The 12,366-nt window shown below is 64.3% G+C and carries 11 protein-coding genes; 7 read left to right on the forward strand and 4 right to left on the reverse strand.

Translation table 11 applies throughout. The features are described from left to right. The first annotated feature begins 37 nt into the window (after positions 1–37). From GZ092_RS14330 to GZ092_RS14350, 5 genes are all read left to right on the forward strand, one after another. A complete protein-coding gene (locus GZ092_RS14330; RefSeq protein WP_293637371.1) occupies positions 38–997 on the forward strand; it encodes a tripartite tricarboxylate transporter substrate-binding protein in 960 nt (319 codons plus the stop codon). A 213-nt stretch (positions 998–1,210) separates the two neighbouring features. Further along, complete coding sequence (locus GZ092_RS14335) at positions 1,211–1,723, forward strand: tripartite tricarboxylate transporter TctB family protein (protein ID WP_293637372.1); 513 nt, start codon at positions 1,211–1,213, stop codon at positions 1,721–1,723. Next, a complete protein-coding gene (locus GZ092_RS14340; protein WP_293637373.1) occupies positions 1,724–3,226 on the forward strand; it encodes a tripartite tricarboxylate transporter permease in 1,503 nt (500 codons plus the stop codon). It abuts the gene before it with no gap. Between the two features lie 256 nt (positions 3,227–3,482). Further along, entirely contained in the window at positions 3,483–4,943 is a 1,461-nt protein-coding gene (locus GZ092_RS14345; protein ID WP_293637374.1) for a PHB depolymerase family esterase, read from the forward strand. A 227-nt stretch (positions 4,944–5,170) separates the two neighbouring features. Next, positions 5,171–6,268, forward strand: coding sequence for an ABC transporter substrate-binding protein (locus GZ092_RS14350; protein WP_293637405.1), 1,098 nt, complete (start codon positions 5,171–5,173; stop codon positions 6,266–6,268). Between the two features lie 54 nt (positions 6,269–6,322). Here the strand turns inward: GZ092_RS14350 and hemH are convergent, their stop codons facing one another. Then, a complete protein-coding gene (gene hemH / locus GZ092_RS14355; RefSeq protein ID WP_293637375.1) occupies positions 6,323–7,426 on the reverse strand; it encodes a ferrochelatase in 1,104 nt (367 codons plus the stop codon). A gap of 20 nt (positions 7,427–7,446) precedes the next feature. On the opposite strand from hemH, the gene GZ092_RS14360 reads away from it, so the two are divergent. Further along, positions 7,447–8,151, forward strand: coding sequence for an HAD family hydrolase (locus GZ092_RS14360; protein WP_293637377.1), 705 nt, complete (start codon positions 7,447–7,449; stop codon positions 8,149–8,151). Between the two features lie 8 nt (positions 8,152–8,159). Then, positions 8,160–8,792 (forward strand): glutathione S-transferase family protein, encoded by a 633-nt coding sequence (locus tag GZ092_RS14365; protein ID WP_293637379.1) that lies wholly within the window; start codon positions 8,160–8,162, stop codon positions 8,790–8,792. A gap of 64 nt (positions 8,793–8,856) precedes the next feature. Here the strand turns inward: GZ092_RS14365 and hpnE are convergent, their stop codons facing one another. The 3 genes from hpnE to hpnC form a co-directional block, all read right to left on the reverse strand. Further along, positions 8,857–10,119, reverse strand: a complete 1,263-nt coding sequence (gene hpnE, locus GZ092_RS14370) for a hydroxysqualene dehydroxylase HpnE (RefSeq protein WP_293637381.1) — start codon at positions 10,117–10,119, stop codon at positions 8,857–8,859. Positions 10,120–10,264: 145 nt separating this feature from the next. Beyond that, positions 10,265–11,107, reverse strand: a complete 843-nt coding sequence (gene hpnD / locus GZ092_RS14375) for a presqualene diphosphate synthase HpnD (RefSeq protein WP_293637382.1) — start codon at positions 11,105–11,107, stop codon at positions 10,265–10,267. 278 nt (positions 11,108–11,385) lie between these two features. Beyond that, positions 11,386–12,240 carry a squalene synthase HpnC gene (gene hpnC, locus GZ092_RS14380; RefSeq protein WP_293637383.1) on the reverse strand — a complete coding sequence of 285 codons (855 nt, stop codon included), beginning with the start codon at positions 12,238–12,240 and terminating at the stop codon, positions 11,386–11,388. Positions 12,241–12,366: the final 126 nt, after the last annotated feature.

Below are 12,366 nucleotides of genomic sequence, written 5' to 3' on the forward strand. Positions count from 1 at the left end.
ATCATCAAGGCGTTACCCACACTACAAGGAGACACTGATGCGTCGCGACACCTTTTTGAAATCCATGGCGGCCCTGGCGGCTGCGGGTGCTTTTCCGCTGTCGGCTTTTGCCGCTGCCAATGTCAAGATGATGGTGCCGGCCAACCCCGGCGGCGGCTGGGACACCACCGGCCGCGCGCTGGGCAAGGCGCTGGTCGATTCGGGCGCGGCCTCTACCGTGAGCTATGACAACAAGGGCGGCGCAGCCGGAGCGCTGGGCCTGGCGCAGTTTGTCAACGGCAGCAAGGGCGACCCGAACGCGTTGATGGTCATGGGCGCGGTCATGCTGGGCGGACAGATCACCGGCAAGCCGCCGGTCAGCCTGAACCAGGCCACGCCGATTGCGCGCCTGTCCAGCGAATACAACGTGTTCGTGGTGCCGGCCGACTCGCCCTTCAAGTCCATCAAGGAAGTGGTCGAGCAGCTCAAGAAAGACCCGGGCAGCGTGAAGTGGGGCGGCGGTTCGCGCGGCGCCACCGAGCACATTGCCGCCGCCATGATTGCCCGTGAAGTGGGCGCCGATCCGGCCAAGATCAACTACGTCGCCTTCCGGGGCGGCGGCGAAGCCACGGCGGCCATCCTGGGCGGCAACGTGACCATAGGCGGCAGCGGCTACAGCGAATTTGCCGAGTACATCAACACCGGCAAGATGCGTGCGCTGGCGGTGACGTCCGAAACGCGCCTGCCAGGCGTGAACATTCCGACGCTCAAGGAGCAGGGCATCAATGTGGTGATCGGCAACTGGCGCGGCGTGTACGGCGCGCCCGGCATCACGCCCGCCCAGCGCCAGACATTGACCGACATGGTCCTGAAGGCCGTCAAGTCCAAGAGCTGGATCGAAGCTTCCCAGAAAAACAACTGGACGCCTGCCGTGCTGAGCGGTCCGGCTTTCGACAAGTTCGTCGATGACGACTTTGCATCCCTGCGCGCGACCATGGTCAAGTCCGGGATGATCTGAGGCCGCTGGCTGCTTGCTTCTGTAGCTTTCTCAGGAAAAAAAGGGAATGCAGCCTTGCTGCGCTGCGCTCCCTTTCCTCCATTTCCTCCACCCTGTCGCAGGCTTCGGCACCGTGCCGCGCGGATGCAGCCGCAGCAAACCGGTTGCCTGTGCAGCAACGCCATTCCCGCCGTCTCTTCGTGCCCCCGAAGATGTCCCAGTAGGTAACAAGTGATGACCCCTCCCAACAATACATACCCGCTCCAGACGCTGGTCGGCGTCGGCGTGCTGCTGATAGGCCTGGGCCTGGCCGCAGGCGCACTCACCATCCCGTCGGCAGCCGGCTACGGCGGCGTCGGCCCCAACTTTCTGCCCTGGCTGGTGGCCTTGTCGCTGCTGGTGTGCAGCGGCTTCATCATCTGGGAGTCGCGTTCTGGCGGCTTTCGGGCGATGGACGAATCCGCTGACGGCCCCCAGCCTTACTGGCCGGGCTTTGCCTGGATGTCGGCCGGGCTGCTGGCCAATGCCGCGCTGATCACCACCATCGGTTTCATCTTCAGCTGCACGCTGTGCTTCGTGCTGGCGGTCCAGGGGCTCAAAGGCGCCGAAGGCCGCAACGACCGCGGGCCTGCGGCCCTGTTGAAGGACACGCTGATCGGCATGGCGATTGCCGCTCCGGTGTTCTGGATGTTCACCCAATTCCTGGCGATCAACCTGCCAGGCCTGACTTCGACGGGATGGCTCTAAATGGATATTTTCAACCAGCTGCTGCAGGGCTTTGCCACGGCCGCCACCCCCATCAACCTGCTTTGGTGCTTTGTCGGCTGTGCCCTGGGCACGGCCATTGGCGTGCTGCCGGGCATTGGCCCCGCCGTGGCGGTGGCAATGCTGCTGCCGATCACGGTCAAGGTCGAGGCCACGGCGTCGATGATCTTTTTTGCAGGCATCTACTACGGCGCCATGTACGGCGGATCGACCACGTCCATCCTGCTGAACACGCCGGGTGAAACCGCCAGCATGGTGACGGCGATGGAAGGCAACAGGATGGCCAAAAGCGGCCGGGCCGGCGCTGCGCTGGCGACTGCGGCGATTGGTTCTTTCGTGGCCGGAACGATTGCCACAGTGCTCGTGACCCTGTTTGCGCCCATCGTGGCCGACCTGGCGGTCAAGCTCGGCCCGCCCGAATACTTCATGCTGATGCTGCTGGCCTTCACCACCGTGAGCGCGGTGCTCGGCAAAAGCACGGTGCGCGGCATGACGGCGCTGTTCATCGGCCTGGCTGCCGGCCTGGTCGGGCTGGACCAGATTTCAGCCCAGGCGCGCTACACCGGCGGCGTTCCCGAACTGCTCGACGGCATCGAGATCGTGCTGGTGGCCGTCGGCCTGTTTGCCGTGGCCGAGGCCATGTACGCCGTGCTCTACGAAGGCCGCATTGTTGACACCCAGAACAAGCTGAGCCGGGTCCACATGACCCGGCGCGACTGGCGGCGTTCCTGGCCCGCCTGGCTGCGCGCCACCGCCATCGGTGCGCCTTTTGGCTGCATTCCGGCCGGCGGCACCGAGATCCCGACTTTTCTGAGCTATGCGGTCGAAAAGAAGCTGGCCAAGGGCGAAGACAAGGCCGAGTTCGGCACCCAGGGCGCTATTGAGGGCGTGGCCGGCCCGGAAGCCGCCAACAATGCCACCGTCACCATGGCCATGATTCCGCTGCTGACGCTGGGCATTCCGACCTCGAACACCACCGCGATCCTTCTGGGCGCCTTCCAGAACTACGGCATCCAGCCCGGCCCGCAGCTGTTCACCACCTCGTCGTCGCTGGTCTGGGCGCTGATTGCCTCGCTCTACATCGGCAATGTGATGCTGCTGGTGCTCAACCTGCCCATGGTTGGCCTGTGGGTCAAGCTGCTGAAGATTCCCAAGCCCTACCTTTACGCCGGCATCCTGATTTTTGCCACCGTCGGCGTGTACGGCATGCGGCAAAGCGCGTTCGACCTGTTCCTGCTGTACGGCATTGGTGTGCTCGGTGTGGTCATGCGGCGTTTCGATTTTCCGACCGCGCCGGTCGTGGTCGGCATGATCCTGGGCCCCCTGGCTGAAGCGCAACTGCGAAATGCCATGTCGATTGGCGAGGGCAGTGCGATGGTATTTTTCCAGCGCCCCGTTTCGCTCATCCTGATGGTGGTGGTGGTGTCCGTGCTGGTGTTGCCACGCCTGGTGCGATACAGCGTCAAGCGCGCACGTCCGGCCTGATCCGGCGGCTTGGGCAAGCGCCTCGAAGCGTCTTGCTGCAAGGGTTGTAACCCTAAGTTGCATTTGATTACGTAGTACTACGGGGTCTGTCAAATCGCAGGAAAACCCCCTTGGCAGGGGGCACTTGAAACACCTACGCTCGGCATTGCCCTGGAACTGGCGATGCAATGCAGCATTCAGGGCGGCAATACCTCTGGAAACACAGGGGATGCTCAAGTTTTCATCCTGAAAATGACAGACGACCGGAGACAAAGACATGAAATCCAGGCTTCTTTCCACCTTCGCCGCCATCGTGGCGCTTCTGGGCGGTGCGGCATACGCGGCCGTCAACCTTCCGCAACTGAACATCGACACCACGCAGACCACCGTGTCCGGGCTGTCGTCGGGCGGCTTCATGGCGGCGCAGCTGCATGTGGCGTATTCCGCGACCTTCAGGAAAGGCGCCGGCATCGTCGCCGGCGGGCCTTTTTATTGCGCCGAGGGCTCGATCGTGAACGCCACCGGTCGCTGCATGGCCAGCCCGGCCGGCATACCGACCAGCAGCCTGGTGAGCACCACCAACAGTTGGGCCAGCCAGGGAATCATCGACCCGGTGGTGAATCTGCAAGGCTCGAAGGTTTATTTGTTCTCGGGCTCCATCGACAGCACGGTCAAGACCGGCGTGATGGATGCGCTGAAAACCTACTACAACAGCTTTGTGCCGGCCGCCAATGTGGTCTATAAAAAGGACATCGCCGCCGAGCACGCCATGGTCACCGACGACTATGGCAGCGCCTGCTCGACCAAGGGCTCGCCTTATATCAACGACTGCAACTTTGACCTGGCCGGCGCCATGCTGGCGCATTTCTACGGCACCTTGAACCCGCGCAACAGTGGCACGCTGCCAGCAGGCAATTTTGTCGAATTCAACCAGAGCCAGTTCATCACCGGGCACGGCATGGCACCCACGGGCTGGGCCTACATTCCGCAGGCCTGCACGGCGGGCGCGCAGTGCCGAGTGCATGTGGTGCTGCACGGCTGCCAGCAAAACGTCACGCTGGTGCAGCAGCAATATGTGCGCAACACCGGCTACAACCGCTGGGCCGACAGCAACAACCTGGTGATGATCTACCCGCAGACCAGCACCCAGGCCACCAACAGCTGCTGGGACTGGTGGGGTTACGACAGCGCCAGCTATGCCAGGAAGTCAGGCCCGCAGATGGTGGCCATCAAGGCCATGGTCGATCAGGTGTCGGCAGGCGGCACCACCACGCCGCCCCCGGCCGCGCTGCCCGCGCCAACCGGCGTGTCCACCTCGAATGCCGCTGCCAGCAGCATGACCGTCAACTGGAATGCCGTGAGCGGCGCTGCCAGCTACAACGTCTACCGCAATGCCGGCAAGGTCAACGCCCTGCCGGTAACAGGCACCAGCTACAGCGACACCGGCCTGGCCGCTGCCACCGCTTACAGCTGGACCGTCAGGGCCGTGGATGGCAACAACCTGGAAAGCGTGGCGTCCACCGCTGCCGCTGGTACCACCACCGGAACGCCGCCGCCTGCGGCGACCTGCACCACCGCGTCCAACTACGCGCACACCATGGCAGGACGCGCCTATGTGTTTGGCGGCTACACCTATGCCAACGGCTCGGCCCAGAACATGGGCTTGTGGAACATCTACACCAGCCGGACACTGAAGCTGACAGGCACCAATTACTACGTGATCGGCACCTGCCCCTGAGCCTTCGGGTGCGCCCGTCCTGAGCGGATGGGTTGCGTCTGCCGCTTCCGGCGTTATCGCGCCTTTTCTCCATTTCGTGCCTGTATCTGCAGGTAATGAACCCTTGCCAATCGGCACGCCCTGCCGCAGCAGCGGGGTGGCCGAAAGCTGCCCCATCTCCAATCTTTTTAATGGAAGTAGTCATGAAAAAAACACTCATTTGCTGGGGCCGGTTTGCCCTGGCCGCGATGGCGCTTTGCGGCACGGTCAGCCTGGCCAACGCCGCCGAACTGGTGATCGGCCAGGTAGCCCCGCTGTCGGGCGTTCTGGCCAGCACCGGCAAGCAGATGGTGGTCGGCGGAAAAATTTATTTTGACCACATCAATGCGCAGGGCGGCGTGCATGGCGCGCTGATCCGCCAGGATGTGGTGGACGATGGCTACAAGGTGGCCGACACTGTCCGGCTGACGCGCGAGATGCTGGCCCGTCCCGAGGTGGTGGCGCTCTTCGGCTTTGCCGGAACGGCCAACGTGACGCAGCTGCTGACCGACGGCGTGCTGGACGTCGGCGGCGCGGCGCTGGTGGCGCCCTATACCGGCGGCGAGTCGCTGCGCAACCCGTTCAATCCGTGGATATTTCATGTGCGTGTCGGCTATGCCGCCGAAGCCGAGCACATGGTGCAGCAGGTCACCACCCTGGGCATGAAACGGATTGCCGTGATGTACCAGGACGACGGCTTTGGCAAGGCCGGCCTGCAGGGCGTCGAGAACGCACTGACCAAGCGCGGGCTGAAGATGGCCGCTGCGGCAGGTTACGAGCGCAATACCGACAAGGTGGAAGAGGCGGTCAGGCAGATCAAGGCCTCTGACGCGCAGGCCGTCATCATGATTTCCGTCAACAAGCCATCGGCCGCCTTTGTGAAGCAGTACCGCGAAAGCGGCGGCGGCGCCCAGCTCTACAACATTTCGGTGGTCGATCCGGCTGAACTGGTCAAGCTGGCCGGGCTGAAGAATGTTCACGGCCTGGGCATCAGCCAGGTGGTTCCCTATCCTTTCGGCACCAGCTTGCCGGTGGTACGCCAGTACCAGGAACTGCTGAAAAAGTACGCGCCCGCCGAAGTCGTCAACTACACCAGTTTTGAGGAGTTTGTCGGCGCCAAGGTGCTGGTCGAGGCCTTGCGCCGCGCCGGTCCCAACCCGACACGCGCCAAGGTGGTGAAGGCGCTCGAGTCGATGAACAGCTACGACACGGGCGGCATCACGGTCGGCTATTCGCCGTCGAACCGGATCGGGTCGCGTTTTGTCGAGGTGACCGTGGTGGGCAGTACCGGCAAGCTGCTGAAATAGGCCGGATGGCTCAGCGCGGGGTGGCCGGCTGGCTGCGCCCGCGTCTGGCAGGTGCTATTGCCTGGCCCCGAGCGCCAGCGCCCGTTCCCGCGAGTCGGACAAAGCCTTCGGGTCTGGCGGGTTCGCCGTGTCCCAGCCGCCCATGTGCCGGATGGCAATGTCGCTCAGGGCGGCCAGCCACCGGGGGCTGTCGTTCAGGCAGTCGATGTAGTGGAACGCCTGGCCGCCCGCTTCCAGAAAGGCATGGCGCGCTTCCATCGAGATTTCTTCCAGCGTTTCCAGGCAGTCGCCGGTGAAGCCCGGGCAAACCAGGTCAACGCTTCTCAAGCCCGACTGCGCCAGCTTGATCAACGTCGGCTCGGTGTAGGGTTCCAGCCATTTGGCCTTGCCAAAGCGCGACTGGAAGGTGAGCTGGTAGCGGTCTTTGGACAGACCCAGGTTTTCGGCCAGCAGGCGCGCGGTCTTGTGGCATTCGCAGTGGTAGGTGTCGCCCAGCGCCAGGGTGCGTTCGGGAACGCCATGAAAGCTCATGACCAGTTTTTCGGCCTGGCCGTTCAGCTTCCAGTGCTGGCGGATGCGGTCGGCGAGCGCGTCGATGTAGCCCGCATCGTCATGGTAGTTGTTGATGAAGCGGAACTCGGGAATGCGCCGCACCTTGGCGGCCCAGGTGTAGACCGCGTCGAACACGCTGGCCGTTGTCGTGCCGCTGTACTGCGGATAGGCCGGCAAAATCAGGATGCGCGTCACGCCGTCGGCTTTCAGCTGGTCGAGCTGCGAGGCAATCGACGGGTTGCCGTAGCGCATCGCATAGCGCACCTCGACCGGATGGCCGCGCTGACCCAGGTAGCCGCGCAGCATCACCGCCTGTTTTTCGGTCCAGACCTTCAGCGGCGAGCCTTCGGGCAACCAGACGCTGGCGTACTTGGCCGCCGATTTTTTGGGCCGGGTGCGCAGGATGATGCCGTGCAGGATCAGCCACCAGATGGGTTTGGGAATCTCGACCACCCGCGCATCGCTCAAAAATTCGCCCAGGTAGCGGCGCAGCGCCGGCGCGGTGGGCGCATCGGGCGTACCCAGGTTGCACAGCAGGATGGCGGTGGTGGCTAGCGCCTTGGGCGGTGCGCCGTGGGCATACGAAGGCTCGGTTGCAAATGACATGCGGTATTCTCGCCTAAGCCATGCTCGACCTGACCCCCATCAAAGCCATCACCCTAGACCTGGACGACACGCTCTGGCCGATCTGGCCGACCATCGAAAAAGCCGAACTTGCGCTTCATGACTGGCTCGCCCTGCATGCGCCGCAGACGGCGGTGCTGCTGGCCCAGCCGGCGGTGCGCCACGAAATTCGCGAGCATGTCAACGGCCTGTATCCCGAACTCCGGCACGACCTGAGCACCTTGCGCACCCGATCAATCCGGCTGGCGCTGAGCCGCAGCGGCGATGATCCGGGTCTGGCCGAAGCGGCGTTCGAGATTTTTTTTGCCGCGCGCCATCAGGTCACCCTGTTTGACGATGCGCTGCAGGCGCTGCAGTTTTTGTCGCGCCGGTTGCCGCTGGTGGCGCTGTCCAACGGCAATGCCGACGTTCACCGCATCGGCATTGGTGCGTATTTCACGGCCAGCCTGAGCGCCCAGCAGTTCGGCGTCGGCAAGCCCGATCCGCGCATTTTTCATGCGGCAGCCAGTGCCGTCGGTCTGCAGGCGCACGAGGTGCTGCATGTGGGCGACGACGCCGCGCTCGATGTGCTGGCGGCGCTCGACTGCGGCATGCAGACGGTCTGGGTGAACCGCACCGACCATCCCTGGACGCATCCCGCCCAGCCGCATGAAACCGTGACCACACTGACCGAACTGTGCGACCTGTTTCCCCTTGAGCCCCTCTGAAAGCTGACATGACCTTGAGAATCTATGGCACTGCGGCCTCCCGCGCTGCGCGTCCCCTGTGGGTTGCGCAGGAACTGGGTCTGGCCTACGAGCACATCGCCTTGCCCTACGTGGGCGGTGCCACGCGCACGCCCGAGTTTTTGAAGGTCAACCCGAACGGGCGCATCCCGGTGGTGGACGACGACGGCGTGCTGGTCTGGGAGTCAATGGCCTGCACGGTCTACCTGGCCGAGCGCTTTCTGGACGGCAACGGCCTGTCGCTGGCGGCGCGCACCCATGCCGAGCGCGCCGAGATCCTGCGCTGGACTTTCTGGGTCGTGACCGAGTGCGAGAAGGACGCGCTGATTTTTTTGATGCACGCCATGGTCATGCCGCCGGAGCGCCGCAAGCCGCAACTGGCCGAGGACTCGCTCAGGCACCTGGCCGGTCCCCTGCGCATCCTGGACCAGCATTTGCAGGGCCGCCCGTGGCTCGCCGGCGACCGCTTCACCGTGGCCGACATCTGCGTGGCGTCGGTCATCGCCTGGGTAGAAGGCGCCAGCGAGCTGATGGCGCAATGCCCGCAAGTGCGCGACTGGCTGCAGGGCTGCCTGGCACGTCCGGCTTTCCAGCAGGTCCGTTTAATGGCAGAAAGTGCCTGATCCGCTTATTCTGTAAGCTTTTATAGCTATCAATTGATGAGCGTCTGGCCGTGCTGCCAGTGGCTCAGTGCAGGCTGCGGGCTGCCTCCAGCCCGGAGCGCACCGCGCCTTCCAGCGTTGCCGGATACGGGCCGGCCAGGTAGTCGCCGCAGGCCAGCAGGCCGTCGGCGACCTGCTGCGCCGGGCGCTGCAGGCCGGGCGTGCAGGCGAAGGTGGCGCGTTTTTCGACAATCGTTTGCACCGGCTGCAAATCAACCAATCCCAGCTGTCGCGCGGCCTGCGCCAATACCTGCTGTGTCAGCGTGGCGCTGTCGCCGGTGCTGGCGCTGACGACAAAAGCCAGCAGGCCGGCCGGGCCGCCGAGCTGCGCGCGGTCAAAGACGAACTGTGCGGGTTCACCTGCACTGGCATGCAGGGCCAGCATCGGTTTCGCCAGGCGCGCGCTGGCGCCAGACACATAGACCGTGGTCAGCGCTTCATGCGCCAGGCCGCGCGCCTGCGCCATCCACGCATCGGCGGTAACACCGCTGCCCTGCACCAGGCGCGCTGCTTCAGCCGGCGGGCAGGCGAGCACGACGTGGTCAAAGGTTTCGCCGTCCACCGCCCACCCCGGGCCGGCCGGCGACAGGGACTGAACCCGCACGCCCAGCCGCTGCTCGCCGCCGTGTGCCGCCAGCCAGGCCAGCGCCGCATCGGGCAGCAGGGCGCTCAGGTCGGCGCGTGGCAGCAGCAGGTTCGAGCCGCCGCTTTGCGCAAACAGCGCATCGCGCATCACCCGCAGGAACACCTGCCCGCAAGCGCGTTCGGGCGGCGTGTTCAGCGCCGAGACACACAGCGGCTCGATCAGCGCGGCCATCGGGCCGGGCGCCAAGCTGCGGCACAGCTCGCTGACCGATTGCCCGGGCGGGCAGGTGAAGCCGCGCAGCCGCCAGCCAAATGCCACTCGCAGCAGCGACAGCTTGTCGGCTAAAGGCCAGCCGCGTGCGTTCAGGATGCCGGCCACGGCGTCCAGCGGCGCCGGCCAGTCGGGGAGTAGCAATCCGCTGCCGTCGGGAAACTGCATCGTCAGCGGCAGGCGCAGAAAAGAGGCGGCCACATCGACACCGACCTGCTTCATCAGTCGCAGCGTTTCGGCATAGGCGCCGATCAGGATGTGCTGGCCGTTGTCCAGGGCGATTTGCCGGCCTGCCACGGTCGCCATGACACGCCGGGCACGGCCGCCGGGCGTGCGCGAAGCCTCGAAAATCGTCGCTTGGTGGCCAAGCCGGGTCGCTTCGACAGCGGCGGCGCAACCAGCCCAGCCTGCGCCGATGATGGCGACTTTCACGGGATCGAACTCGTAGCCACATGCCACAGGTTTGCCCCGTTCCGCACCAGCAGGGGCCGCGGAACCGGCTTCGCCGGGCCGCAGGCGCAGCGGCCCTCTTGGGGGGCAGGACGCCACACGAAGTGGGCGACCGTGGGGGCCACGTTCACACCACTTTACCGAAAGCCTGGGTTTTCCACGCCAGCCAGAACTTGCGCAGCGGCGTCAGGCTGACGCGCTGGTGCAGCACCTGGAAGTTGTCGGCGGCAATTTCGCGCAGCAGCGTGCGGTAGATGCTGGCCATCATCAGGCCGGGCTTCTGGGCTCGGCGGTCAGCATCCGGCAGCAGCGCCAGTGCTTCGTCGTACAAAGCCAGTGCGCGTTCGGTCTGGAACTTCATCAGCGCGGTGAAACGGTCTGAATACTCGCGCTTCAAAACTTCGTGCGCCTTCACGTCAAACTGCTGCAGTTCGTTGACCGGCAGGTAGATGCGCCCGCGCATTGCGTCTTCGCCGACGTCGCGGATGATGTTGGTGAGCTGGAATGCCAGGCCCAGCTTGTGGGCATACGCCGTGGTGGCGTCGTCGGTCTGGCCAAAGATGCGCGCCGCCACTTCGCCGACGATGCCCGCCACCAGGTGGCAATAGCGCTGCAGCGCCGGAAAATCCAGGTAGCGGTTTTGCGACAGGTCCATCATGCAGCCGTCGATGACCGCCTGCAGATGCCGCGCTTCGATGCCGTAGGTGGCGGTCATCGGCATCAAGGCTTTCATCACCGGATGCGTCGGATTGCCGGCAAATGACTTGGCCACCTCGCCCTGCCACCAGCCCAGCTTGGTATGCGCGACGCCGGGGTCGGTGACTTCGTCGACGACATCGTCGATTTCGCGGCAAAAAGCATAAAACGCCGTGATGGCGGCGCGTTTTTCCGTCGGCAAAAACAAAAAGGCGTAATAAAAACTGCTGCCGGATGCGGCAGCCTTTTCCTGGACATAGTTCTCGGGCGTCATACGGCGATTGTCGCAGGCAGATATGCAAATTCAGCTGGGCAGGTCGGTCGATGGCGTGAAAAGCACAAGGCCATGGGCGATGCGACTGGCCATTCCAAACCAGACAACTTTCGGTGCCGGGCAGCAAAGGACGTAAAGCAAGCAGCGCAGGACTACAAAATGAGCGCAGACATTCCACACCCGCCAGGGCCGCGGAACCGGCTTTGCCGGGCCGCAGGCGCAGCGGCCCCTTCGGGGGGGCAGCGCAGCACACGAAGTGGCAAGCGTGGGGGCCACATTCACATCCACAGCGCCCGCCAGCCCATCACGACCACATCCCAGGCGCCCAGCTTGGGACGCCGTCGCAGCGTGTCAAAGCCCTGTGCCTCAATCTTGTCCAGAATCCGCAGGCCGCCCTGGACCACCAGCCGCAGCTCCCAGCCGCCGCGCCCGGGGACCTTTTTCACCAGTTTTGAGCCTTTTAGCATCATGGCGTTCGCCTGACGTGCCTGAGAAGCTATCAAATTAATAGTGTTCGGGTGGCTTTCCAGCCTGAGCAGTTGCGACTCATCGACACCATGTTCAGCCCAACTGTCGGCGGGCAGGTAAATCCGTCCGCGGGGAATGTCCTCCCCCAAGTCCTGCCAGAAGTTGATCAGCTGCAGCGCGCTGCAGATGCAGTCGCTTTGCGCCAGCGATTCGGCATCGTTCACGCCGTACAGGTGCAGCAGCAGCCGGCCGACCGGATTGGCCGAACGGCGGCAGTAGTCGAGCAGTTCGGCCTGGCTCGCATAGCGCTGCTTGACCACGTCCTGCTCGAAAGCACTCAGCAGGTCGGCCAGCAGATGCACCGGCAAATCGAACTGCCGGATCATCGGGCCGAGTTGCCCGAACACTTCGGCCCAGCGGGGCGAAGGCGACAAGCCGGCGGAGGTGGCCATCAGGTCGGCGCGGTAGGCCGTCAGGTCGTCGAGCCGGGTTTGCGGCGGTGCATCGCCTTCGTCGGCGATGTCGTCGGCGGTGCGGGCAAACCAGTAGATGGCGGCAATGGCCGGGCGCAAATGCGGCGGACACAGCACCGTGGCTACCGGAAAATTCTCGTAGTGGCTGACGCCTTGCAGGCTGGCGGGATGCGGGGAAAGGCCTGGATTCATGCGCTGGATTGTCGCTTGACAAGATTTTGCATTTCTCATAGATTACTAACCGATCAGTCAGTAACCATTGGCCGATGCCGTTTCAAACCTGGTCGCCCGGATTCGCCCGGACCCTTTTCCCACCAG

It is taken from the genome of Polaromonas sp. (genome assembly GCF_010365105.1).
In the GTDB taxonomy this organism is placed as follows: Bacteria; Pseudomonadota; Gammaproteobacteria; order Burkholderiales; family Burkholderiaceae_C; genus Polaromonas.

Bases quoted from the DNA above. Each gene is read 5' to 3' on its own strand.
- hemH (WP_293637375.1), bottom strand. From the start codon at position 7,426: ATGTCATTTGCAACCGAGCCTTCGTATGCCCACGGCGCACCGCCCAAG.
- hpnC (WP_293637383.1), bottom strand. From the start codon at position 12,240: ATGAATCCAGGCCTTTCCCCGCATCCCGCCAGCCTGCAAGGCGTCAGC.
- hpnD (WP_293637382.1), bottom strand. From the start codon at position 11,107: ATGACGCCCGAGAACTATGTCCAGGAAAAGGCTGCCGCATCCGGCAGC.
- GZ092_RS14335 (WP_293637372.1), top strand. From the start codon at position 1,211: ATGACCCCTCCCAACAATACATACCCGCTCCAGACGCTGGTCGGCGTC.
- GZ092_RS14345 (WP_293637374.1), top strand. From the start codon at position 3,483: ATGAAATCCAGGCTTCTTTCCACCTTCGCCGCCATCGTGGCGCTTCTG.
- GZ092_RS14330 (WP_293637371.1), top strand. From the start codon at position 38: ATGCGTCGCGACACCTTTTTGAAATCCATGGCGGCCCTGGCGGCTGCG.
- GZ092_RS14360 (WP_293637377.1), top strand. From the start codon at position 7,447: ATGCTCGACCTGACCCCCATCAAAGCCATCACCCTAGACCTGGACGAC.
- GZ092_RS14365 (WP_293637379.1), top strand. From the start codon at position 8,160: ATGACCTTGAGAATCTATGGCACTGCGGCCTCCCGCGCTGCGCGTCCC.
- GZ092_RS14340 (WP_293637373.1), top strand. From the start codon at position 1,724: ATGGATATTTTCAACCAGCTGCTGCAGGGCTTTGCCACGGCCGCCACC.
- GZ092_RS14350 (WP_293637405.1), top strand. From the start codon at position 5,171: ATGGCGCTTTGCGGCACGGTCAGCCTGGCCAACGCCGCCGAACTGGTG.